This window comes from Bacillus sp. FSL P4-0290 (assembly GCF_037975435.1).
In the GTDB taxonomy this organism is placed as follows: Bacteria; Bacillota; Bacilli; order Bacillales; family Bacillaceae; genus Bacillus; species Bacillus subtilis.
Genome location: NZ_CP150253.1, coordinates 3563216 through 3587809, shown reverse-complemented (window position 1 = coordinate 3587809; position 24594 = coordinate 3563216). Strand labels below are relative to the sequence as shown.

General features: G+C 44.8%; 25 protein-coding genes. 18 read left to right on the top strand and 7 right to left on the bottom strand.

Translation table 11 applies throughout. From position 1 onward, the window contains the following. Positions 1 to 13: 13 nt before the first annotated feature. The gene (pchR, locus tag MKY10_RS18805) at positions 14 to 523 is read right to left on the bottom strand and encodes a pulcherriminic acid biosynthesis transcriptional regulator PchR (protein ID WP_015251128.1); all 510 of its coding nucleotides are present in this window, start codon (positions 521 to 523) and stop codon (positions 14 to 16) included. A gap of 425 nt (positions 524 to 948) precedes the next feature. Between pchR and pchC the strand changes: the two genes are divergently transcribed. Then, positions 949 to 1695: a cyclo(L-leucyl-L-leucyl) synthase gene (gene pchC, locus MKY10_RS18800; protein ID WP_003242712.1), complete on the top strand. Its 747-nt coding sequence runs from the start codon at positions 949 to 951 to the stop codon at positions 1693 to 1695. Positions 1696 to 1710: 15 nt separating this feature from the next. Continuing rightward, the gene (gene cypX, locus MKY10_RS18795; protein WP_044052447.1) at positions 1711 to 2928 is read left to right on the top strand and encodes a pulcherriminic acid synthase; all 1218 of its coding nucleotides are present in this window, start codon (positions 1711 to 1713) and stop codon (positions 2926 to 2928) included. Positions 2929 to 2968: 40 nt separating this feature from the next. Here cypX and MKY10_RS18790 read toward each other — a convergent pair whose 3' ends face one another. Further along, positions 2969 to 3442 (bottom strand): MarR family transcriptional regulator, encoded by a 474-nt coding sequence (locus tag MKY10_RS18790; RefSeq protein WP_003228083.1) that lies wholly within the window; start codon positions 3440 to 3442, stop codon positions 2969 to 2971. Between the two features lie 164 nt (positions 3443 to 3606). Between MKY10_RS18790 and MKY10_RS18785 the strand changes: the two genes are divergently transcribed. After that, complete coding sequence (locus tag MKY10_RS18785; protein WP_044052448.1) at positions 3607 to 7476, top strand: metallophosphoesterase; 3870 nt, start codon at positions 3607 to 3609, stop codon at positions 7474 to 7476. Positions 7477 to 7495: 19 nt separating this feature from the next. Here the strand turns inward: MKY10_RS18785 and nagR are convergent, their stop codons facing one another. Genes nagR through nagA form a run of 3 tightly spaced genes read right to left on the bottom strand, consistent with a single transcriptional unit; the run spans position 7496 to position 10160 of the window. Continuing rightward, the gene (gene nagR, locus MKY10_RS18780; protein ID WP_003228089.1) at positions 7496 to 8227 is read right to left on the bottom strand and encodes an N-acetylglucosamine utilization transcriptional regulator NagR; all 732 of its coding nucleotides are present in this window, start codon (positions 8225 to 8227) and stop codon (positions 7496 to 7498) included. Between the two features lie 17 nt (positions 8228 to 8244). Then, entirely contained in the window at positions 8245 to 8973 is a 729-nt protein-coding gene (nagB, locus tag MKY10_RS18775; protein ID WP_038829909.1) for a glucosamine-6-phosphate deaminase, read from the bottom strand. Continuing rightward, on the bottom strand, positions 8970 to 10160 hold the full coding sequence (gene nagA / locus MKY10_RS18770; protein ID WP_339225979.1) for an N-acetylglucosamine-6-phosphate deacetylase: 1191 nt from the start codon (positions 10158 to 10160) through the stop codon (positions 8970 to 8972). The genes nagB and nagA overlap by 4 nt, the downstream gene beginning before the upstream one ends. A gap of 181 nt (positions 10161 to 10341) precedes the next feature. Here nagA and hprK point away from each other — a divergent pair, with 181 nt between their 5' ends. Genes hprK through hprF form a run of 5 tightly spaced genes read left to right on the top strand, consistent with a single transcriptional unit; the run spans position 10342 to position 14228 of the window. Then, entirely contained in the window at positions 10342 to 11274 is a 933-nt protein-coding gene (gene hprK / locus MKY10_RS18765) for an HPr(Ser) kinase/phosphatase (protein WP_003228097.1), read from the top strand. A gap of 13 nt (positions 11275 to 11287) precedes the next feature. Then, positions 11288 to 12097, top strand: coding sequence for a prolipoprotein diacylglyceryl transferase (gene lgt / locus MKY10_RS18760; RefSeq protein WP_021480693.1), 810 nt, complete (start codon positions 11288 to 11290; stop codon positions 12095 to 12097). Positions 12098 to 12120: 23 nt separating this feature from the next. Continuing rightward, on the top strand, positions 12121 to 13059 hold the full coding sequence (locus MKY10_RS18755) for a nucleoside recognition domain-containing protein (RefSeq protein ID WP_021480692.1): 939 nt from the start codon (positions 12121 to 12123) through the stop codon (positions 13057 to 13059). Next, positions 13056 to 13706: a pyrophosphatase PpaX gene (ppaX, locus tag MKY10_RS18750; protein WP_014481021.1), complete on the top strand. Its 651-nt coding sequence runs from the start codon at positions 13056 to 13058 to the stop codon at positions 13704 to 13706. Before MKY10_RS18755 ends, ppaX begins: the two co-directional genes overlap by 4 nt. A gap of 3 nt (positions 13707 to 13709) precedes the next feature. Next, positions 13710 to 14228 (top strand): heptaprenylglyceryl phosphate O-acetyltransferase, encoded by a 519-nt coding sequence (gene hprF / locus MKY10_RS18745; RefSeq protein WP_021480691.1) that lies wholly within the window; start codon positions 13710 to 13712, stop codon positions 14226 to 14228. A 19-nt stretch (positions 14229 to 14247) separates the two neighbouring features. On the opposite strand, the gene pelC is transcribed toward hprF, so the two are convergent. Next, a complete protein-coding gene (gene pelC, locus MKY10_RS18740) occupies positions 14248 to 14913 on the bottom strand; it encodes a pectate/pectin lyase PelC (protein WP_021480690.1) in 666 nt (221 codons plus the stop codon). Between the two features lie 239 nt (positions 14914 to 15152). Beyond that, positions 15153 to 15905, bottom strand: a complete 753-nt coding sequence (locus tag MKY10_RS18735) for a C39 family peptidase (RefSeq protein WP_077671024.1) — start codon at positions 15903 to 15905, stop codon at positions 15153 to 15155. Positions 15906 to 16155: 250 nt separating this feature from the next. On the opposite strand from MKY10_RS18735, the gene MKY10_RS18730 reads away from it, so the two are divergent. The 10 genes from MKY10_RS18730 (at position 16156) to MKY10_RS18685 (ending at position 24593) form a co-directional block, all read left to right on the top strand. After that, the gene (locus MKY10_RS18730) at positions 16156 to 17331 is read left to right on the top strand and encodes an ATP phosphoribosyltransferase regulatory subunit (RefSeq protein WP_114523629.1); all 1176 of its coding nucleotides are present in this window, start codon (positions 16156 to 16158) and stop codon (positions 17329 to 17331) included. After that, the gene (gene hisG / locus MKY10_RS18725; protein WP_015251138.1) at positions 17324 to 17965 is read left to right on the top strand and encodes an ATP phosphoribosyltransferase; all 642 of its coding nucleotides are present in this window, start codon (positions 17324 to 17326) and stop codon (positions 17963 to 17965) included. Before MKY10_RS18730 ends, hisG begins: the two co-directional genes overlap by 8 nt. Further along, entirely contained in the window at positions 17962 to 19245 is a 1284-nt protein-coding gene (hisD, locus tag MKY10_RS18720; protein WP_046381360.1) for a histidinol dehydrogenase, read from the top strand. Before hisG ends, hisD begins: the two co-directional genes overlap by 4 nt. Next, on the top strand, positions 19242 to 19826 hold the full coding sequence (gene hisB / locus MKY10_RS18715; protein ID WP_015714780.1) for an imidazoleglycerol-phosphate dehydratase HisB: 585 nt from the start codon (positions 19242 to 19244) through the stop codon (positions 19824 to 19826). Before hisD ends, hisB begins: the two co-directional genes overlap by 4 nt. Then, entirely contained in the window at positions 19827 to 20465 is a 639-nt protein-coding gene (gene hisH, locus MKY10_RS18710) for an imidazole glycerol phosphate synthase subunit HisH (protein WP_046381359.1), read from the top strand. Beyond that, a complete protein-coding gene (hisA, locus tag MKY10_RS18705) occupies positions 20462 to 21199 on the top strand; it encodes a 1-(5-phosphoribosyl)-5-[(5-phosphoribosylamino)methylideneamino]imidazole-4-carboxamide isomerase (protein ID WP_041055161.1) in 738 nt (245 codons plus the stop codon). The genes hisH and hisA overlap by 4 nt, the downstream gene beginning before the upstream one ends. Next, positions 21196 to 21954, top strand: coding sequence for an imidazole glycerol phosphate synthase subunit HisF (hisF, locus tag MKY10_RS18700; protein ID WP_015251142.1), 759 nt, complete (start codon positions 21196 to 21198; stop codon positions 21952 to 21954). The genes hisA and hisF overlap by 4 nt, the downstream gene beginning before the upstream one ends. Then, complete coding sequence (hisIE, locus tag MKY10_RS18695; RefSeq protein ID WP_061891006.1) at positions 21951 to 22580, top strand: bifunctional phosphoribosyl-AMP cyclohydrolase/phosphoribosyl-ATP diphosphatase HisIE; 630 nt, start codon at positions 21951 to 21953, stop codon at positions 22578 to 22580. The genes hisF and hisIE overlap by 4 nt, the downstream gene beginning before the upstream one ends. Positions 22581 to 22790: 210 nt before the next feature. Then, positions 22791 to 23486 carry a hypothetical protein gene (locus tag MKY10_RS18690; RefSeq protein WP_033884598.1) on the top strand — a complete coding sequence of 232 codons (696 nt, stop codon included), beginning with the start codon at positions 22791 to 22793 and terminating at the stop codon, positions 23484 to 23486. Between the two features lie 384 nt (positions 23487 to 23870). Further along, a complete protein-coding gene (locus tag MKY10_RS18685; protein WP_061891007.1) occupies positions 23871 to 24593 on the top strand; it encodes a hypothetical protein in 723 nt (240 codons plus the stop codon). Position 24594 lies beyond the last annotated feature (1 nt).

Sequence of the window (24594 nt, the reverse complement as noted above, 5' to 3'; positions counted from 1 at the left end):
ACCGCCTTTTTGTTTACTTTACAGGTTTGTCTGGAGTCCCATCGGTTTGTTCTGCTTCAAGTGTTGACGTCAACTGCTCTAGAAACTTCAATACAGCCTTTTGTTCTTCTTGTGAAAATGAATCGAGGAATTGGTAAAAAGCCAGCTCCTTTTTTTTATGCAGTTTCTCATGTAAGTCGAAAATCCGTCTGCCTTTACGGGTTAATTTAAAATAAACTTCTTTTTTGTTATCTGTCAGCTGATAGCTGTTAATGAATTCTTCCTTGATCAGTTTTGTGCTGATTTTCGTTACATTCGCTTTCGATAAGTTCATTTTTCTGGCAATTCCGGTATTATTAATGGGTTCATGTTGGCCGATACAGTCAATGACATGTATGCTTGTCATGTTTTTAGGGATATCAATCACATCCTCTTCTGCGGCTTCCTTAAAAAATTGCTGAAGTGAAGTATTCGCTTTTTGTTCATTAAGGTGCAGCAGTCTCACGTATATGTCGTATATCATCTGTTTTGTCAAATCAGACATAGGCTACCTTCTTTCTTAGTAATAATAGTTTACGATGAAACAATAAAACAAATCGTTTACTGGTGAACAATTTCATTTTATCTTTTCTTGTTTTCGTTGTCAATTGTTGGTGTTTAGACTATTTGTTGATCTGTCATGCTGAATATGCGTGTAAAAAGTGTGTGGAAAATGTGATGTTTACATTTATTTTCAAATATTTGGGTACAGATCATATTGACGTTTGGAAGGAAAAGGGATAAAATGACTAATGTTTACTAGTAAACATTTATCATGATATGGGTATTGAAAATGATTATTAAAATTTTAAAAAACATTTGGAAACTTTAAGTGCTGCCTGCCATTCGTCTTGTTCAGTTGTTCTAGCTATTCCATCTTGTATTTGAGGGTGATGACTTAAAGCGGGATAAGTTTTAGGGGTGAATGAGATGACCGGAATGGTAACGGAAAGAAGGTCTGTGCATTTTATTGCTGAGGCATTAACAGAAAACTGCAGAGAAATATTTGAACGGCGCAGGCATGTTTTGGTGGGGATCAGCCCATTTAACAGCAGGTTTTCAGAGGATTATATTTACAGATTAATTGGATGGGCGAAAGCTCAATTTAAAAGCGTTTCAGTTTTACTTGCAGGGCATGAGGCGGCTAATCTTCTAGAAGCGCTTGGAACTCCGAGAGGAAAGGCTGAACGAAAAGTAAGGAAAGAGGTATCACGAAACAGGAGATTTGCAGAAAGAGCCCTTGTGGCTCATGGCGGGGATCCGAAGGCGATTCATACATTTTCTGATTTTATAGATAACAAAGCCTACCAGCTGTTGAGACAAGAAGTTGAACATGCATTTTTTGAGCAGCCTCATTTTCGACATGCTTGTTTGGACATGTCTCGTGAAGCGATAATCGGGCGTGCGCGGGGCGTCAGTTTGATGATGGAAGAAGTCAGTGAGGATATGCTGAATTTGGCTGTGGAATATGTCATAGCTGAGCTGCCGTTTTTTATCGGAGCTCCGGATATTTTAGAGGTGGAAGAGACACTCCTTGCTTATCATCGTCCGTGGAAGCTGGGTGAGAAGATCAGTAACCATGAATTTTCTATTTGTATGCGGCCGAATCAAGGGTATCTCATTGTACAGGAAATGGCGCAGATGCTTTCTGAGAAACGGATCACATCTGAAGGATGATAGGGGGAGTAAAACATGAGCCAATCGATTAAATTGTTTAGTGTGCTTTCTGATCAATTTCAAAACAATCCATATGCTTATTTTTCACAACTGCGGGAGGAAGATCCGGTTCATTATGAAGAGTCGATAGACAGTTATTTTATCAGCCGCTATCATGATGTCCGCTATATCCTTCAGCATCCGGATATCTTCACGACGAAATCACTTGTTGAGCGTGCCGAACCAGTCATGCGAGGCCCTGTGCTGGCCCAAATGCATGGAAAAGAACACTCTGCCAAAAGAAGAATTGTAGTGAGAAGCTTTATCGGTGACGCACTGGATCATCTGTCTCCATTGATTAAACAAAATGCAGAAAACTTGTTAGCGCCTTATCTTGAAAGAGGGAAAATTGATCTCGTCAATGATTTTGGAAAGACGTTTGCGGTGTGCGTCACGATGGACATGCTCGGGCTGGATAAAAGAGACCATGAAAAAATCTCTGAGTGGCACAGCGGAGTTGCCGATTTTATCACGAGTATCTCTCAATCTCCTGAAGCGCGGGCACATTCGTTATGGTGCAGCGAACAGCTTTCCCAATACTTGATGCCGGTCATTAAAGAACGTCGCGTCAATCCGGGATCAGATTTAATTTCGATCCTATGTACTTCTGAATATGAAGGCATGGCGCTGTCGGACAAGGATATACTCGCACTGATTCTTAATGTGCTGTTAGCCGCAACGGAACCGGCTGATAAGACGCTGGCACTGATGATCTACCATTTGCTCAACAATCCTGAGCAGATGAATGATATTTTGGCTGACCGTTCGTTAGTTCCGAGAGCCATTGCGGAGACATTGCGTTATAAACCGCCGGTTCAGCTGATTCCGCGGCAGCTGTCCCAAGATACAGTGGTCGGCGGTATGGAAATCAAAAAAGATACGATTGTTTTTTGTATGATCGGTGCGGCTAACCGGGACCCTGAAGCATTTGAACAGCCTGACGTGTTTAATATTCATCGGGAAGATCTTGGTATCAAGAGCGCTTTTAGCGGCGCCGCCCGGCATCTCGCTTTCGGATCCGGCATTCATAACTGTGTAGGAGCAGCTTTTGCCAAAAACGAAATCGAAATTGTAGCTAATATTGTGCTGGATAAGATGCGGAATATCAGATTAGAGGAAGATTTTTGTTATGCTGAGTCCGGTCTGTATACACGCGGACCTGTTTCACTTCTCGTTGCGTTTGACGGGGCATAATAGAATTCCAAAGGTCTCTCCCATGCGGGTGAGACTCTTTTTACATATATTTGATCCACAAGTTGAAAAACGCAGTCACTGTTTTTAAATCATCAATTGAAAATTCATTGAAAAGCTGTTTATATTGCTCCTTTGCTTTCTCATGAAGCTGTTCATGTAATGCCGCCAATTTTCTGCCGCTATCAGTTAGCGTATAAAAAATTTCTTTTTTGTTGCCAGGCTTTTTTGTCACTGTAATGATATTGTGTTTCAACAAAGCATGAACCGCTTTTGAAACAGCGGCTTTTGAGATGTGTAAACGGGATGCTAAGAAGCTGTTGTTCACATTTTGGCTGGTATGTATGCAGGAAACAATGTGAAGCTGGGTCAAAGTCCAGTCTTTTTTGAGGTGATCGTGATGTTGTGAGGATATGCCAATGGATGGTATCTGCACCTTTTGCCAGACGCGTTTATCCCTTTTTAATGCGAATTGTTGTATAGCTTGAAATAATTCATCATGAATGCTGTTGTCCATCAATTTGCCTCTCTGATTTAATTGTTAACTGGTTAACTATTCTTAGTTTACTGGGTAATAGTGGAATTTTCAAGAGACAGACGTTTTTTTGTTCTTTATGCACAAAAATGAACTCATAAGCTTCCCTGTTCAGACGCAAAATACATGAAAAGGGAGGTGCTTTGATGAGGAAATACACGGTTATTGCTTCTATATTACTGTCTTTTCTTTCCGTTTTGTCTGGCGGCCATCATGAATCGAAAGCTTTTCCTGTTGTACAGCAGGAACTATTTCAAACGCCTCATTACATACCCTTGCTTGAAAATCCTCCTCAAATTGATGTGAAAGCTGAAATGAGAAGCAATCTAATGATTGAGGCTCAAGTTCGCGATAATTCGTATCAAGCATTTTCCGCCTTTCTTTTTTATAAACAAAGTAATGAGCTGGGCTACAAAATGGTGCCGATGGACCCGACCCCCGGAGCGGTCCGCAAGTTTTTGGCACAAATTCCGAAACGTTTGATTTGGAACAGCGAGCTTGAGTATTACATTGTGATGTCGAATGGGAAGCAGCGGGTTGAGTCGGAGACGAAGAAACTGAAGCTTGAAGGATACCAGGCTGACCTTGCCCATATTCCGGAGCTTCTGATCACAGAGCTGGCGGTTGATACGAAGAATATAGGACGCGCAGACGGTTATGAATTTATTGAGATTTTTAATACGACTGACAGAACGATTGATTTTAAAGACTACCATATCCGTTACCGCTACCCAAAAGAAGGGCCTGACTCCGATCTGATTTGGAGACCTGATGAAAGGATCTTGATACCATCCGGCGAAACGTTTGTCGTCTGGCTGAAGCCTGCCGGGCATCCAGAATTGACGTCAGCGGATTTCAATCGTTATTATCAGACACAACTAAAAGAAGGAAAAAATCTTGCGGTGATAGACGAGACAGAGGGTATGGCCAATACGAGGCCGCGGGCCGTTGTGATATCAACGAATACAGGAAAGGACATTTCGGTTGCGCATTATCGGAAACATGCGCTGCGTCGGCTGTCATCAGTGCTTTATAAGTATCCACTGAACGGAACAGCAGAACTTCTGAACATTTCAATCGGGGAAAAGAATCCGTCTCCCGGAACCGTATTACAGGCACAGGTGCCCGACCAGAAACGGAAAATCAAGCTCGATAAAGAAAAGCCGGTTATTGAGGATTTGACTGACCGCAAGCCTGTCCGCCCTGCTGAAAGCATTGAGCTGCGGGCTGACATACGGGACCGAAGTCTAGTGAAAACAGCTGCCTTTTACTACCGGACGGATGAGAACAAACCGTTTAAGCGAATTCTTGCTGAAAAAGACCGTAACGATAATCTCTACCATTATATTGTGTATTCGCCTGAATTGATCGGGAAGGATCAACTAGAGTATTATGTGGCGGCCGGGGACGGGATCAATGAAGCGAGAACGCCGGTCAAAATGATTGATATTAAACAAACAAGCAAGGCGCACGGTCTGCGGTTGAATATTGAAAACAGAGACACGCTGTCGGGAACTCAATTTCTCAAAGCCACGACAGAAGGGCGAGCTGACCGCATTAAGCTATGGATTGACGGGAGAAAACAAGTGACAGAGCCCGCGATGGAAAAAGAAGTATATTTTGCATTCGATACGAGGAAAACGAACCTTTATTTTAAAAACGCGGTAACGATGGAAGGCAAAGTGCTGAAGGTGTTCGATGATACAACAAATAAATACCGCACCTATTCTGTTCCATTGCCAGAGACACTGCTTCGGAAAGGGAAGCAGCTGCAGCGTATTACGATACGTTCAGGTTCGAAGGTGTCTCCGTTTGATACTGCTGAAAACCGTGATGACTTCTTAGTCAAAAACGCCCGATTGGTGTTATCAGATGGAACGGTGATCAGGGATCAGAGGGTGTCCCCTGAGAAGGAACTCTTTATTGGCGATAATCAGCGCTCAAATAAAAGCTGGCAATTTCAGTTCAATCTGCCTGACGGACTATTTACATCACAGCTGCTGGAGTGGGATACATCAAAGCTTTCTGAAGGCGCTCACCATATTCAAGCAAGCGACGGGAAGGAAAATGTCAGCCTGGTTGTACGGGTAGATAATTCAGGACCTCACATTGAGCCGAATATCACCGAGGGGCAAACGTATAAAGGAAACCTTATCCTGCAGGCGGATATGTATGATAAATGGAGCAGAATTGAGGAAGCGGAGGCGTCGTTAGATGGAGAAAGCATTACACTCCCATATCATACGTCATCTTCTGACCTTTTGCCGGGAAAACATTCTCTAAAAGTGACAGCAACGGATCTCGCGGGCAATAAAACAGTGATTGAGAGGATATTTAAAACCGAACGAGAGCATCCGGACCAGCCGGAGGTTATAGACAGCGAAGCCGACACGCATAAGGCCAAGATTTCTGTACGGGTGAAAGATCCGACGAATGATGCCATGGATGTTGGTTTTTATAGGGGATTTCAATATACAGCGCGCAATCATGTGAAAATATTTAAGCACGCGTCACTGACTGAACCGCCGAAAAGCTTTGTGCCGGAAAGGGAGACCCCATTTACGAATAAAGAATTGGAGCGGGTATCAGCTGCTGATGGAAAAACAGTATCGACAGAAAACAAAGAGCTTTTCCCTTATCATCGCTTTGAAGTGACGGTTGATCCATCAATTGATGAGAATGATCTGGCAGAAGCAGTCTGGAAGGGCAGTTCTTTGCCGGGGAGAAAGGTGACGATGTATGCTTGGAATTATCGGACAAACGAATGGCAGCCTGTTGACAGCTTCGTAGCGAAGGATGACAAACCGTTTACGCTGAAAGCGTCTGTGATTGCCGCCGATTTTGTACGGGAGTCGAAAATGAATGTGATTGTACAGGATGAAATTCCTCCTGCGAAGGATATGTACACATTTGTCTGGATGTCTGATACACAGTATTACGCCGAAAGCTATCCGCATATTTTTGATAAACAGACCGAATGGATAAAAGATAATCAAAAGCAGCTCAATATCAAATATGTGTTCCACACGGGTGATATTGTAGATGATTCCGCCGATATCAGACAGTGGAAAAACGCTGATCGGTCAATGTCCGTTCTGGATAAGAGCGGAATTCCTTACGGCGTGCTGGCCGGCAATCACGATGTCGGACATAAGGACGGCTCCTACAGGGCGTTTGGCAAATATTTTGGCAGCGATCGTTTTGATAAAAAATTGCATTATGGCGGTTCCTATAAAAATAACCGCGGACATTATGACCTGATTTCTAGCAACGGCAATGATTATATCATGCTGTACATGGGATGGGGCATTACGGATGAAGACATCGCGTGGATGAATCAGGTGCTGAAGAAACACCCTGACCGGATGGCCATTTTAGCTTTTCATGAGTATTTGCTGGTCAGCGGAAACAGAAGCCCGATCGGAGAGAAAATATTCAAAGAAATCGTAAAGCCGAACCCGAATGTCGTGATGGTATTGAGCGGGCATTATCATAGTGCGATGAGAAAAACAGATGAGCTGGATGATGATGGTGATGGGAAGCCGGATCGTCTTGTGCATCAAATGCTGGCCGATTATCAGGGCGGGCCAGAAGGCGGTCAAGGGTATTTGCGTTTGCTTCAATTTGACCAGGCCAATGACATGGTGCACGTATCGACGTATTCTCCGTATGTAAAGGATAAGAATTACTATGATACGGATACCTATGGCAACAAGGATGAATTTTCCCTTTCGCTTGATTTGAAGCCAAGAATCAAAAAGGTGGAAACCGATTATTTTGAATGTAATGTATATACCAATGAAGAGCTCGGAAAACGGGAGCAAGTGAAGAGCGGGGATACAGCTGAATTCCGCTGGGATCACCTTGAACCGCAGTCTGTTTATTATTGGTACATTATAGTGGAAGACAGTTTTAACGGCAAAACGAAATCACCGATCTGGAAGTTCAAGACGAAAAAAGAAACATATCGTCCGGCACCAGACCAGTTTGATTTTCGCCATGTCTCCAATCCTTAAAAAGGGTTGGAGGCTTTTTTTATGAAAGACGATCCATATAGTGGACAAATGTATAACGGTCGCCTCTGTATACGGATTTTGCATGCTCAAAAGCAGTTCCGTTCTGCAGATATGTTGTTCGTTTAATTAATAGGACTGGCGCTCCCTTTTGAATACCAAGAATGTTCGCTTCTTCCGTGGTGGCAGCGCTTGGCTCAAGCTCCTGTTTTGCACGGGAAATCGGTATGCTGTTGTACCTTTCAATATGATCATAGATCGACGACTGAAAATGCGATTCGTTCAATTCACCCGCAAGCTCAAAGGGAATATGTGAGGACTCAATCGCCATTGGAATATCATTTGCCAGCCGCACCCGAGTGATTTTATGGATAGAGGAGGGGTGCCCGCAGCCTAATATAGCCGCGAGCTCCTCAGTTGAATCAATAAGCTGATAATCAATGAGCCTGCTGCCCGGTGTCATCCCGCGGCTTTTCATATCCTCGGTAAAGCTTGTCAGCCCTTGAAGTGCTTGTTCCATTTTTGGCTTGCTGACAAAGGTGCCCCGCCCTTTCAGGCGATAGAGCAAGCCTTCATTAACTAAATTAGAAAGCGCCTGGCGAACTGTCATCCGGCTGATCCCGAATTGTTCGGCATATTCGCGCTCAGAAGGAAGAGGCATATCCGGCTGCAGCTCTCCGTTCTTAATTTGGGTTTTTAATTGCTCCATAATCTGATAGTAAATCGGAATAGGCGATTGTTTATTGATATTCATAAGTCAGCATGTTCCTTTCAAGGTCTTAATGACGCGGCTTCACGATCAATCAAAACCGTAACATCGGAATGCAGGTGCAAAGCAGATGCGGGAAAATCTTCGCTTATGTTTCCTTCTAACAGCTTACGAACAGCTTCCGCTTTGCTTTTTCCAGAAATAAGCAGCAGAATGCGCTTGCTTGAGAGTATCGTTTGAATTCCCATTGTCAGTGCTTTTTTCGGCACGCTGTCTATGGAGGGAAAATATCTGGCATTCGCTTGGCGGGTTTGCTCATTTAATGTCACAACATGAGTTCGCGACTTGAAAGACGTTCCCGGTTCGTTAAAGCCGATGTGTCCGTTTCGGCCGATGCCGAGAAGCTGAATGTCAGTGCCGCCGAGGGACTCGACTAGCTGTTCATACCGTCTGCATTCAGCTTCCAAATCGTCTGCATTTCCATTCGGAATAAAATGCCGGCTAGGCTTGCTGTCGATATGCTGAAAAAAACGGTCGTTCATATAGAAGTGATAGCTGTTCGGGTCATCGCTTGAAAGTCCGGCGTACTCATCCAAATTAACTGTAGTGACGTTTTGAAATGAGAGATTCTCAGTTTGGTGCAGGCGGATCAGCTCGCGATACGTGCCTTCCGGTGTGCCGCCTGTCGCTAACCCGAGAACGGCATCAGGTTTTTCTTTGATTGTATCTGCCGTTATTCTGGCTGCTTTTTGGCTTAGCTCTTCATACGTTTGACATTCCATTACTTTCATATCTGGTCAGCCTCCTTGGATATAAATGCAATGTTTCCGCGGCAAATGGTGAGAATCACCTCGCAATCACTGCTGACAATCACTAAATCTGCATCTTTTCCCACAGTCACACTGCCTTTTCGGCCAAAGATGCCCAGCTGTTTGGCCGCGTTTGCAGAAGTTATATTAGCTATATCCGTCCAAGAGCAATTTGTAAACTCACGCATATGCCGTGCACCTTCGTTCATTTTGAGGATCGAACCGGCAAGGGTTCCGTCTGAAAGAAGAGCTGTTCTTCCTCTTACCGTCACACTTTGGCCGCCGAACTCATATACGCCGTCTTTCAGTCCTTTTGCCCTCATGGAATCGGTAATTAAAATGAGCTTGCTGCTGCCTTTCGCCAAAAAAGCAAGCTTAGCCGCTAAAGGATGGGAGTGGATGCCATCGGCTATTAGCTCTGTCACAAACCCATCATGGGCCAGCGCCGTTCCGATCACTCCGGGTTCTCGGTGATGAAACGGGCTCATCGCGTTGTACAGATGGGTCATATGGCTCGCCCCTGCTTTTGCGGCATCCGACAGCATTGCGGAATCGGCATCCGTGTGCCCCATGGACGCGATAATCGATTCTTCTTTCAAATGGCGGATCAGTTCAAAATGCTGATCCTCCTCCGGCGCAAGTGTAACAATTTTGATCAGTCCGCCCGCCTCCTGCTGCCACTTTTTGAAAAGCGCAACATCCGAAGGCCTAATCCACTCTTTTGGTTGCGCTCCGGCTCTTTTAGGTGAAACAAAGGGGCCCTCTAAATGAATGCCGAGCAGTTCTGCACCTAATAAAGAGGACTCTTCAGCCGCTTTCCACTCTCTTGCGTTCACCAAAGCTTGAGAAATGTTCCCATGCTCTTGGGTAATCGTTGTGGCTAAAAAGCTCGTCGTGCCTTCTTCGGGCAGTCTTGACGACATGATGTCGAGCGTGGAAAAGCTAGCATCCATTGTATCTGCGCCATAGCCGCCGTGGATATGAATGTCAATCATGCCGGGAAGCAAAACGGAATCCGCAGGTGCTTGAATCTCTTTTGAATATGACTCCTTGGGCCGTTCTGTTGAGACTGTGCTGATTTTTCCGTCATTGATTCCGACATAGCCGTTTTTGATTACTTCATTTTCTGTCACGATCGCAATGTCTTTGATAAGAAGACTCTCTGCCATAGATGATCCGCCTTTCTGGAATTTGAATACCTTTATTTTACTCTTTTTCAGACTAGTGATCTAGACCAGCTGAGGTGTTTTCCCGCCTTTTATAAAATCTGTTTTAGGTTCAAGCCTGAAAGTGATAAAATGAAAGTATTGTGAGCAAGCTCGGGGCAGCCCGGAACAGGAGGAACATATCGTGGCAAAGGTTCGCACAAAAGACGTAATGGAACAGTTCAATTTGGAATTAATCAGCGGAGAAGAAGGAATTAACCGCCCGATTACAATGAGTGACCTATCAAGACCAGGCATTGAAATTGCCGGATATTTTACATATTACCCGAGAGAGCGCGTGCAGCTTCTCGGAAAAACAGAGCTTTCTTTCTTTGAACAGCTTCCTGAAGAGGAGAAAAAACAGCGAATGGATTCTCTGTGCACTGATGTAACACCAGCTATTATTCTTTCTAGAGATATGCCCATCCCGCAGGAGCTGATTGACGCCTCCGAGAAAAATGGGGTGCCTGTCCTCAGATCGCCGCTGAAAACGACAAGACTGTCAAGCCGTTTAACCAACTTCCTTGAGAGCAGGCTGGCGCCTACCACAGCAATTCATGGTGTTCTTGTCGATATATATGGTGTCGGCGTGCTGATCACAGGAAAGAGCGGCGTCGGAAAAAGCGAAACAGCGCTGGAGCTTGTGAAAAGAGGGCATCGCCTTGTTGCCGATGATTGCGTTGAAATACGGCAGGAGGATCAGGATACTCTTGTGGGAAACGCTCCGGAATTAATTGAGCACCTTCTTGAGATCAGGGGCCTTGGCATTATCAACGTGATGACGCTATTTGGCGCTGGCGCGGTCAGAAGCAATAAACGAATCACGATTGTCATGAATCTTGAACTCTGGGAGCAGGGCAAGCAATACGACCGGCTCGGACTTGAGGAAGAGACCATGAAAATCATTGATACAGAAATTACAAAACTGACGATTCCCGTCCGCCCAGGCCGAAATCTTGCAGTCATCATCGAAGTGGCAGCAATGAACTTCAGATTGAAGCGGATGGGGCTGAATGCCGCTGAACAATTTACCAACAAGCTGGCGGACGTCATTGAAGACGGTGAACAAGAAGAATAGGAGTTGGCGTTAAATGAATGAAGCGATAGAACCACTCAATCCGATAGCATTTCAGCTGGGGCCGTTAGCCGTCCATTGGTACGGAATCATTATCGGTCTCGGCGCTTTGCTCGGGCTGTGGATTGCGATGAGGGAAAGTGAAAAACGGGGGCTGCAGAAAGATACGTTTATTGATCTTGTCCTGTTTGCCATTCCGATTGCAATTATTTGCGCGCGAATTTATTACGTTGCCTTTGAATGGGACTATTATGCGGCACATCCGGGAGAAATCATTAAGATTTGGAAGGGCGGCATTGCCATTCATGGCGGATTAATCGGCGCCATTTTAACGGGTTATGTGTTTTCGAGAGTGAAAAAACTTTCGTTCTGGAAGCTTGCGGACATTGCCGCGCCCAGCATTTTGCTTGGCCAGGCGATCGGCCGCTGGGGGAACTTCATGAATCAGGAAGCGCACGGCGAGGCTGTCAGCAGAGCCTTTTTAGAAAACCTGCACCTGCCTGAATTTATCATCAATCAAATGTATATCAATGGGCAATATTATCATCCTACTTTTTTATATGAATCACTATGGAGTTTTGTCGGCGTCATTGTTTTACTGCTGCTTCGCAGAGCGAATTTGCGTAGAGGCGAGATGTTCTTGATCTATATCATTTGGTATTCAATCGGAAGATACTTTATTGAAGGAATGCGGACTGACAGCTTAATGCTGACAGATTCACTTCGCATCGCTCAGGTGATTTCAATCGTATTGATTGTTTTGGCTGTGGCAGCCATCATCTTCAGACGCGTCAAGGGATACTCGAAGGAGCGGTACGCGGAGTAGACGTCAACAAAGGGGGATGAGGCATGAAGAAAATCTTTCTGGCCGGTCTTGCAGCAGGTTTTCAAACAACATGGACGCTGGGTAAAGTGATTTTCCCGGTAACGCTATTGGTCACTTTGCTTCAGCATACCCCTGTCATGGATTGGCTTGTACGGCTGATCACACCGGTAATGGGTCTCTTCGGGCTTTCTGGTGAAGCGGCCATTCCGCTTGTACTGGGAAATATGCTGAATCTGTATGCGGGAATTGCCGGGATTTTAACATTGGATTTATCTGTGAAAGAAGTCTTTATTTTAGCTGTTATGCTTTCATTCTGTCATAACTTGATTATCGAATCGACAGTTGCCGCAAAGGTTGGCATCAGAATTGGCGTCATATTGGCCGTGCGCATCGGTTTAGCCGCTGTGTCAGCCATCGTCATCAACCTTATTTGGCATGGCGGACAGGAAACGGCGCAGTACGGTTTTATCGCTGCGAAGAGCGTGGCGCCAGACAGCTGGCTGGCAATGCTGACAGAAGCCTTAACGAAAGCCGGACTTGGTGTTTTGCAGCTGGCGGCAATTGTCATACCTCTGATGATCATCATCCAGTTTTTAAGAGATTTAGGCTGGCTGCATCGGTTCTCCAGGTGGCTGTCTCCGTTTACGCAGCTGCTTGGCATGAATAAAAATACGTCTATGACAATGGTGGCGGGACTGACGATTGGTCTGGCCTACGGAGCGGGTGTCATGATCAAAGCTGTCGAGGATGACGGCGTGAGCAGGCGGGATATGACATTGGCATTTATATTTCTCGTTGCCTGCCACGCGGTCGTGGAAGATACACTTGTCTTTATTCCGCTCGGCATACCAGTCTGGCCGCTTCTTTTGATTCGTGTCACCACAGCAGTTCTGCTGACAATGGCTATTGCGCATACATGGAAAAAGTGGAAACCCTCAGCGGTTGGAAAGGAAGCAATATGAGTGACAAACAAGTAACGACGATTCTGTTTGATTTAGACGGAACGCTTATTAATACGAATGAATTAATTATCGCGTCCTTTTTGCATACACTGGAGCATTATTATCCGAGCAAGTATAAACGAGAAGATGTCCTTGCATTTATCGGGCCGTCTCTTTTTGAAACGTTCTCTTCGATGGACCCTGATAAATGCGAGGATATGATCGCCATGTACAGAGCGTACAATCATGACATGCATGATTCACTCGTGACTGAATATGAAACGGTATATGAGACCCTGGATGCATTAAAAAAAGCCGGCTTTACATTAGGAATCGTGACAACAAAATTAAGAGATACTGTCAATATGGGCCTCAAGCTCACGGGAATCGGCGAATTCTTTGAAACAGTTGTCACCCTAGATGATGTGACGAATGCAAAGCCTGATCCCGAGCCTGTGCTGTTAGCGCTGAAACAGTTAGGAAGCAAGCCCGAGGAAGCCATTATGGTCGGAGATAATTACCACGATGTGCTGGCAGGCAAAAACGCCGGTACAAAAACGGCAGGAGTCGCATGGACGATTAAAGGGCCGGAAATGCTGGCGAAGCATGAGCCGGATTTTATGCTTGAGAAAATGAGTGATCTATTACAAATCGTTGGAGTGAAGTAATCTGTGAGAAAAACAGATCGTCATCCGGTCTCGGGGGCCAACTCACTGTGGCATGTCTATCAAACGGTACCTTTTCTAAAGGTCGTCAAAAATTTCATTGTCATTCAAATTGCGAGATATACGCCGTTTATAGGGATGAAAAACTGGCTGTACCGTACATTTCTGCGGATGAAGGTTGGAAATCAGACATCCTTTGCCCTCATGGTGATGCCAGATATCATGTTTCCGGAAAAGATCTCAGTCGGAACAAATACAATCATCGGGTACAATACGACCATTCTGGCCCATGAGTATTTGATTCACGAATACCGGATCGGCAAAGTTCTGATCGGAGACGAAGTGATGATTGGTGCCAACACGACCATTCTGCCCGGGGTGAAAATAGGAGATGGCGCAGTTGTGTCCGCCGGAACACTTGTCCATAAAGACGTGCCTGCCGGCGCATTTGTCGGCGGAAATCCGATGAGGATCATCTATACGAAGGAAGAAATGCAAGAAAGATTGAAAAAGTCCGCTGAATAACATCAGCGGACTTTTTTTGTTAAAATTGAGTGTTGTTGTTTTCGTAAATATGCTGAACACCAATCCATTTTTGACCGACATTAGAGTAGCGTGTATTTGTCATTCTGACCGTGCTTGTTTTGCTGTCCGTCCGGAATATCGCTTCCTTCATGTTTGTGATGGTGCACTTATCGATGATCACATCAACGTGGAAGGTTGAACCGCCAAGCTGTCTTATGAACTTTCCGCCATTGTCTGCCGTGAAGTTTTTCACTGTGAATGTACTGGCTTTATTGATTTGGAATATCTTATCTGACGCTTTTTGAGCAGAACCGCCGTCGATCGTCACTTTTCCTTCCTTCTTCACCGTTAACGCATCCTCACCAACATCTTCCCATTTCACATTCTGAATGTTAACGTTTCCATAAGTGTGCACGCCATCAGCGGCAGGTGCACCAAGCACCACATTTTTCAGGGTTGCTCCATCTTCCACACGAAAAACAGGGTCTTGGTTTTCTGACTGGCTTCCGTCGCCTAATTCTTTCCCTGCCACAAACCGCTGTCCTTTCCCGTCATATGTTGTATTTTTTGGTACGATAATTGTTTCGTGCACCACTTTGTCTGCTGCAAAAGCGGTTGATGACTGAAACTGGCTGAACACCATAACCAAACCGAACATAAATAGGATAGACACGAATTTTTTCAATGATAAATCCTCCCCGGATATCTTTCATTTTTTGCAAGAGAAGCGTCAGCAACTTGCACCGGCTTCTCTCACATAGATCGGGGCAAGGCTGAATCTGCTTTAATCATAAAAACAGATAGCCTGAAAGTAAAGACAATTCTGGATGATAAATGGAAAATGAATCGATCTTACCGATTGAAACAAAAAGCATGAATATTGTCGTATTTGCTCAGGATAGAGCATAGTGAGGCTTCAGGTGTTTACTTTTGAATAACTACGGCCTGGCTGCCCATTTGTTTCCACGCTTTTTCAAAGCTTGTTCTATCGGTTTTTCTGTTTTTATAGCCATACGGATCATTGAGATACACATATTTATCATCATATCCCGTAACGGCGACGCTGTGTTCGCTGTACGTAATCTCTATCGTTCCGTTTGGCGTTTTCCATGTCTGCATGTTGTCAACTGGCGTAAAGTTGGCTGTCGTAATAACCCAAACTGGATTGCCTTTTTCAAGCTGTTCATAAACAGCAGAAATGCTTTTTCCAGTCAGATCAGACACTTTGTCTCCCGCATAGGTTTTCGCCAGCTGATAGATCGGTCGATGGTAGACACCGAGACCAGGGCCATTCGCCATATCCCCGACAAATCCGTCATTCGGATCACCCTTTAATCCGCTGCTGTATGTCAAAGGCACTGTGGCAACCTGATTTGCCAGGGTGTTTTTTGTCACGTCGTATCCTGCGTAATTCAGCACCATCGCAAGGCTTGTTACTTCACAGCCGTTATAGAGCCGTGGTGCGTCCATTTGATTGTAAAGGATGACATCCAGCGGTTTTGCGCTTCCCTTCAGCTCCTTTTTGCTATTCGCAGCTGAGTCTGTATCGCTATAAGAAACCACTTTTTTAAGGCTGTTCAAAAAAGGAATATCTATATCTTTTGCATCTATTTTAAGTCCGAAAAAAATAACGCCTGAAAGAATCATCAGGACACATAGAGTTCGCAGTGTTTTCATCTTTATCTCCTTGTTCTCTATTTGATTTGTATTATAGCATGCCAAACATAAAGAATTTGAGATATTACGTACCTTTAATACATTGTTCATGATTTTTTCATAATGAGGAGAAGGATATTTGAACTAAAAAAATCCTTACTGAAGTTAAGCGTTGATTTTCATTCTTTCATCTGCTAACATATTATCATATTAGCGAACTAAAGGATTTGGAATTTTCCTTCATAAGATAACAGCGGAGGTGCTCGGGTTGATGTTTATGTTTGAAAAACCGCACGGCATGAGAGATACACTGCCCGGTTTATACGAAACGAAAAAAAAGGTGAGACGATCGTTAACCGATTTGATTGATAAATGGGGATATCAATTTATGGAAACGCCGACACTGGAGTTTTACGATACCGTTGGCGTCCAGTCAGCAATTGAAGAGCAGCAGCTGTTTAAGCTACTTGATCAGGACGGCAAGACATTGGTGCTTCGCCCGGATATGACGGGGCCGATTGCAAGGGTGGCGGCATCGAAGCTTCTGAAACACGGTCATCCGCTAAGAGTCGGCTATTCGGCAAATGTATTCAGGGCTCAGGAGCGTGAAGGCGGACGTCCGGCTGAGTTTGAGCAGGTCGGAGTGGAGTTAATCGGTGACGGCACGACGAGCGCGGATGCGGAGGTCATTGCTTTAGTCGTCGGGGCATTGAAAAACGCTGGGCTGGCATCCTTTAAAATTGCCATCGGCCATGCCGGCATTGCGGATGCTTTGTTTGTTGAGGTGCTCGGAAACGTTGAACGAGCTGATGTGCTGCGGAGGTTCTTATATGAAAAGAACTACGTCGGCTACAGAGAGCATGTCAAGTCTCTCCCGCTTTCCTCCATTGATAAAAGCAGACTGCTTGAGCTCCTCGAATTGCGGGGCGGCATAGAAGTATGCGGACGTGCCGAGGAAATCGTCGATTCTGCGCAAGGAAAAAGCGTGGTTGATGAGCTGAAGGCGCTGTGGGGCATTCTTGAGGATTACGGATGTACGGAAAATGTCCGCCTGGATCTGAATATGGTCAGCCACATGAGCTATTACACAGGGATTTTATTTGAAGTGTTCGCCGAGAATGTCGGTTTTGTCATTGGAAGCGGCGGCCGTTACAACAAGCTGCTGGGCCATTTTGATTCACCTGCACCGGCAACAGGCTTCGGGCTTCGGATCGACCGGCTGATTGAAGCCCTTCATATGAAAGAAGAACCTTGTGATATAGACGCTGTTATTTTCAGCAAAGAGCAGCGGGCGCAAGCCATCGCTTATGCGAATGAAGAACGCATGAAAGGGAACAAAGTGGTTCTTCAAGATTTATCGGGAATAGAAAATATCGACCAGATGACAAAATCTTTTGTAAACGTCACTTATTTTATCGGTGCCAGAAAGGAAGAGCAAAATGGGTAAGTTACTCACAATGGCGATGCCAAAGGGCCGGATATTTGAAGAAGCGGCAGGGCTGCTGAGGCAGGCAGGCTACAGGCTCCCTGAGGAGTTTGAAGATTCGAGAAAACTGATCATCGATGTGCCGGAGGAAAATCTTCGTTTCATATTAGCGAAGCCGATGGACGTAACTACGTATGTGGAGCATGGCGTGGCAGACGTCGGAATTGCGGGCAAGGATGTCATGCTGGAGGAGGAACGCGACGTGTATGAGGTACTGGATTTAAAAATCAGCAAATGCCACTTAGCTGTCGCCGGACTTCCGAATACAGACTGGAGCGGAGTAGCGCCAAGAATCGCGACAAAGTATCCGAATGTGGCTTCCAGTTATTTCAGAGAGCAGGGAGAACAAGTCGAGATTATTAAGCTCAACGGTTCAATTGAACTGGCTCCGCTCATTGGGCTTGCAGATCGGATAGTGGACATTGTTTCCACAGGACAGACGCTGAAAGAAAATGGGCTTGTTGAAACGGAGCACATTTGTGACATTACCTCTCGCTTTATTGTCAACCCGGTAAGCTATCGCATGAAAGACGATGTGATTGACGAAATGGCATCCCGCCTATCTCTCGTTGTGGAAGGAGAGACGGCAAAATGAAGATCAAAACCATCAGCGGAGCGGAACGGCTTTCTCTCAAGCGTTCCATCGATGCCGGAACGGAAGAGCAAAGAAAGACGGTCCGGTCCATTATAGAAGATGTTAAAGCAAACGGTGATCAGGCGGTTCGCAGCTACACGGCGAAATTTGACGGCATCGAAATAGACAGTCCGCTGGTCACAAAAGAAGAATTTGAGGAGGCATACACCTCACTGGATTCACGTCTTCTTCAGGTGATTAGGCAGGCAATCGAAAATATTAGGGAATATCACGAAAGACAGCTGCAATCCTCCTGGTTTTATCACAGAAAGGACGGCACAATGCTGGGGCAGAAAGTGACGGCGCTGGATTCCGCCGGTGTATATGTGCCGGGGGGAACGGCCGCATATCCTTCATCTGTTTTGATGAATGTGATTCCGGCGCTCGTAGCGGGCGTTGAAAGAATCGTTCTCGTCACGCCTCCGGGAAAAGACGGTCTGCTGTCTCCTGGAGTTTTGGTTGCAGCAGCCGAGCTGGGCATAAAAGATGTTTACAAAATGGGCGGCGCTCAGGCGATTGCGGCGTTAGCATACGGAACAGAAACCATTGAGCCGGTGGATAAAATCACGGGTCCGGGCAACATTTATGTCGCGCTTGCCAAACGAGAAGTGTTCGGCGATGTTGATATCGATATGATTGCCGGACCGAGTGAAATCGTCGTGCTGGCTGATGAAACAGCGATTCCGAGCGAAATTGCAGCCGATCTGCTGTCACAGGCGGAACACGATAAGCTCAGCTCATGTGTGTTTGTCACAGATTCCATGGCGCTGGCCGAGGCGGTTTCAGCCGAGGTGAGTAAGCAGCTGAAAACCTTGCCGCGAAGAGAAATAGCGGAAGCTTCAGTGAGAGATTACGGTTGTATATATGTGGCGGAAACAATGGTGGAAGCGATTAATACTGTCAATACACTCGCGCCAGAGCATTTAGAAATCATAACACAGTCTCCGGAAGCTTTGCTTGGCAGTATCAAACATGCGGGTGCAATTTTCTTAGGCAGATACAGCCCTGAGCCTGTCGGTGATTATTTTGCCGGACCGAACCATGTGCTTCCGACAAACGGAACAGCCAGATTTTCAAGTCCATTAAACGTAACTGATTTTCAAAAGAAATCGAGCATTATTTCTTACAGTCAATCAGCCTTTGAAGAACATGCCGAAAGCATCGCGGCTTTTGCCAGACTGGAAGGGTTAGAAGCCCATGCCAGATCAATTGATGCGAGAGAACGGAGGATTTCTAAATGAGAAAAGCGGAACGCGTCAGGAAAACAAACGAAACAGATATTGAACTGGCATTTACAATAGACGGCGGGGGACAAGCGGATATCAAAACAGATGTGCCGTTTATGACACATATGTTGGATTTATTCACGAAACACGGCCAATTCGATCTTTCCATTAACGCAAAAGGCGATGTTGATATAGATGATCACCACACGACTGAAGATATCGGCATCTGCTTAGGGCAGGCGCTGCTCAAAGCGTTGGGCGATAAAAAAGGAATCAAACGCTACGGATCGGCGTTTGTGCCGATGGATGAGGCACTTGCTCAAGTTGTGATTGATTTAAGCAACCGGCCGCACTTAGAAATGCGCGCTGATTTCCCGGCTGCTAAAGTCGGAACTTTCGATACGGAGCTTGTACATGAATTTTTGTGGAAGCTGGCGCTCGAAGCTCGAATGAACCTGCACGTCATCGTTCATTATGGCACAAATACCCACCACATGATTGAAGCCGTTTTTAAAGCACTGGGACGTGCGCTTGATGAAGCGACAACGATCGATCCGCGAGTTAAAGGAATACCGTCAACGAAAGGGATGCTGTAAATGATCGGCGTGATAGATTACGGAATGGGGAATTTATACAGTGTCTCAAAGGCGCTTGAACGTGTCGGCGTGCCGTATTTTGTTTCTGAAAAGCCGGAGGAGCTGAAAGAAGCTGATGCCTTCATTTTGCCGGGAGTCGGTTCATTTGGAGACGCGATGGACAATTTGCGCTACACGAAGCTTGATCAATTGATTTACGATATGGTCTCAGAGGGAAGGCTGCTTCTCGGGATCTGCCTCGGCATGCAGCTTTTATTTGAAGAAAGCGAAGAAAACGGCACCGCTTCAGGACTCGGGCTGTTAAAAGGAAAAGCAGTCAGGCTGAAAGCAGAAGATGAAAAAGGAAACAAGCTGAAGGTTCCGCATATGGGCTGGAATCGTCTTTCCTTTCATAATGAATCTCCGCTGCTGACTAAAACAGAACAGGGCTACGCTTATTTCGTTCATTCCTATTACATTGACGGGATGGAGGAGAACGCGCTTCTGGCAAGCGCCGATTATGGTGTACGAGTGCCTGCTGTAGTCGGAAAAAGAAACGTCTTCGGCGCCCAATTTCATCCGGAAAAAAGCAGCACGGTCGGAATGTCTATTTTAACTCAATTTACGAAAATGGCAGCAGAACAGAAGGTGAAAAAATGAGTGCTTTTACATTATATCCGGCAATTGATATGAGAAACGGCAAATGTGTCCGCCTTGTTCAAGGGGATTACAATAAGGAAACGATATATGGCGATTCACCGTACGACATGGCTGAGTTATTTGCGAAAGAGGGTGCCGAATGGATCCATCTCGTTGATCTCGACGGGGCCAAAGAAGGGAAAAGAGTGAATGACCGCCATGTGATTGAGATTACGCAAAAGCTGAACCTGAAAGTCGAAATCGGTGGCGGGATCCGTTCCGAAAATGATGTCTATGAATATTTATCAGCAGGAGTCGATCGGGTGATCCTGGGAAGCTCAGCAGTTTCTAACCCTCCGTTTGTCAAAAAAATGCTGAAACAATATGGCGAGAAAATTGCAATCGGACTGGATGCGAGAAACGGTTTTGTTTCAACAGAGGGATGGCTGGAAACATCAACCCTTAAGGCAACTGAACTGGGCAAAGAGCTAGCCAATGAAGGTGCGGAAGTCTTTATTTTTACTGACATCGCGACAGACGGAATGCTGTCAGGCCCCAATGTTAAAAGCACGGTCGAGCTTGCTAAGGAAACGGGGAAATCGGTGATCGCTTCCGGCGGAGTCAGCTCCGTCGCGGATCTCGAAGCTCTCGCCCGCTATGAGGCGGACGGCGTCTCTGGAGCGATCATCGGAAAAGCGCTGTATACCAATCAGTTTACGCTGAGTGAGGCGCTTGAAAGGGTGAAGCGCAAATGATCACAAAACGGATTATCCCATGCCTTGATGTCAAAGAAGGACGCGTTGTCAAAGGAATTCAATTTCTCGAATTGAAGGATGCCGGTGACCCAGTTGAACTCGCCGAAGTGTACGACCGGGAAGGTGCGGATGAACTTGTTTTTCTTGATATCTCCGCCTCGCACGAAGGACGAAAGACGATGGTTGACGTTGTGGAGCAGGTTGCCGCGAAGCTTGCCATTCCGTTTACAGTCGGCGGCGGCATCAATCAGCTCAGCGATATGAAAACGATACTGCGTGCCGGAGCGGACAAAGTGTCGGTGAACACGGCAGCTGTTCTCCGCCCTGAGCTGATTACAGAAGGAGCCGAGTTTTTCGGTTCTCAATGCATCGTTCTTGCCATTGATGCCAAGTATGACAAAGAATCTGACACATATAATGTCTACACGCACGGCGGCAGAAAGAAAACAGATTGGGAGGTTACCGCGTGGGCAAAAGAGGGCGTCAAACGCGGGGCAGGAGAAATATTGCTGACAAGCATGGACTCCGACGGTGAGAAAAAAGGCTTCGACCACACGCTGACAAAGCTTGTTTCCGAAGCTGTCCCCGTCCCTGTTATCGCTTCGGGAGGCGCGGGAAACGCACAGCATATGCTTGAGGCTTTTACAAAAGGAGAAGCCGATGCCGCGCTGGCCGCCTCAATTTTTCATTATAAAGAAACATCGATTAAAGAAGTGAAATCATACTTGAAAGAGTACGGGGTGAATGTGAGATGAAACAGGCAGATGAACTGCGTTTTAACGAGGACGGATTAATTCCTGCTATCGTGCAGGATGCGGCAAGCAAAGAAGTGCTGACACTTGCGTATATGAACAAGGAATCGTACGAAAAAACGCTGGAAACGAAGGAAACATGGTTTTACAGCCGCTCACGCCAAGCGCTATGGCATAAAGGAGAAACCTCAGGGAACACGCAAGCCGTCAAAGGTATCCGGTATGACTGCGATCAAGACGCGCTGCTCGTACTCGTAGAACCGTCAGGCCCGGCATGCCACACTGGCAGCTACTGCTGTTTTACAAAGGAACAAACAGAAGAACAGGCCGCGGACCGATTCGGCATCATGAACGAACTGGAGCGGGTGATCGCGGAACGCCAAGCGGAAATGCCTGAAGGAGCTTACACCACGTACCTCTTCCGTGAAGGCGTCGATAAGATTTTGAAAAAAGTAGGAGAAGAAGCATCCGAAGTCATCATCGCCGCGAAAAACCGGGATCATGAGGAACTCAAATGGGAAGCGGCAGACCTGCTGTATCACCTGCTTGTCCTGCTCAGAGAACAATCCCTGCCGCTGGATGATGTGCTTGACGTATTGAAAAAACGCCATTCTGAGAAAGAAGAGTAAAGAGCCGTATGTTATGGCTCTTTTTGTTTTATGAAATTTTGAGATGATTAAAGCAAATTAAAATAAAGTTCGTTTTCCTACTTAATCAAATTCCTCCATAATGTAACATGGAAAAGAATAATATAATCACCCTTTGAACAGGGACTGATCGCATTATTTATAGAGAAAAAATAGAATATAATTCTCGAAAAAAATCCGTGGAGGTTCGTCATGAAAAAGATCATCTTTATTTGCTTCAGCTTATTACTCGCCCTGATAGAAGGATGCAGTATGAATGACAATGATAAGAACAACTCAAACGAACATAAAACAGAAGCCGTAAAACCAAAAGACATGAATCCAAAAGACCTGCCGCAAGTTCCGGCATTTCAGGACGAGAAAACGAGAGAGTATATGGTGTCAACGAAAGAAGAGGAGCCGGGGTATTATTTGCTTGAGTCTAAGCTGAATGGATTTAGGATGTTGTTTCCAGAGGATGCGGAGTATTCCGACTCTGAAACTTCAAAGACATACGAGTCACTATTTTTTGATAGCTTTAATAAAAAAACGAATATAGTAATGAATGCTTCAGTAAAGTTCTATCAAAATGAATCGTTTATAAACGAACCGGAGAATATGTTGGATATTATTAGCGGTAAAAATGAATACAAAGGTAATTTTGAGAAATTAGAAACGAAGGATAAAGATATTTACTTTGCCTCAAAACAAGAAAACTTTGACAAAGAAGAGAAACCATCTTATATCTTCCTTGGTTATATAAAATCGAAAAAACAAGATTATTTAGGGATGGAATATTCTTTTATGTTTAGCTGCTCCGCCAATGCAAATACATGTGAACAAAACCCGAAAGACAATGAAGAAAAAGTTAAAAAAATAATAAACTCTACTACCTTTGGCGATATGTAAAGGAAAATACGAAGAAAGAGAGATATCTGCTCAAAGAAAAAGGCTTTTGATGATATAGAGGGAAAGAATAGTTTTTCTTATAGAGAATTAAGGGAAATAGAGTATTCGTTTCGATTCACCTACTATAAAGATGAAGAGGTTAAGTAAGAGCCGTATGATAAACGATTTTATGAAAAAAGAAATAGGTATTTTGATGTGTTTGTGGTGTTTTGCTTGATTTGTTAGTGAAAGGAGATCAAAACCAAGTCGGATTTCCTATTTATCCAAATTCCACCATGATGTAACATAGAAAAGGATAAAATAATCACGTATTAACCAGGTCAATAGGATTATTTTCGGTATGAAAATAGAATTCTATTCTCACAAAACCCGTGGAGGTTCGTAATGAAAAAGATCATATGTATTTGCTTTAGCTTATTACTTGCCCTGACAGGAGGATGCAGTATGCAAGACAATGATAAAAACACCACAAATGACAATAAAACAGAAGCCGTAAAACCAAAAGAAATGGATCCAAAAGACCTGCCGCAAGTTCCGGCGTTTCAAGATGAAAAAACGAGAGAGTACATGGTGTCAACGAAAGAAGAGGACCCAGGGTATTATTTGCTTGAATCTAAGCTGAAAGGGTTTAGGATGTTGTTTCCGGAGGATGGGGAGTATGTACCTGATCTTTCAAGTAAAGGTGAAAATGAGGAAACAATAGTATTTGATAGTTTCAATAAAAAAACTAACATTCAATATGACGGGCAATTAGATTATCATCAAGAAAAAAGTTTTGCGAATGACAAGGATACAATGCTTGACATTGTAAGCGGCAGAAATAGCTATAAAGGAAAATACGAAGAAAGAGAGCTATCTGATAAAATTGTATATTCTGCTCAAAAGAAAAGCAGTTTTGATGATGTGGATGAAAAGAATAATTTTTCTTATAGATTTTTTGGTTATGTTAAATCTAAAAAAGAGGAATATTTAGGAATAGAGTATTCTTTTCGTTTTTCTTGCTATAAGGGTAAAGAGGTTTGTTCATTAAAGAAAGAAGAAGCAGAAAAAAAAGTTCGAAAAATAATTGATTCTATTACCTTTTTAAAAGTTAAAAAGGAGAAATAGA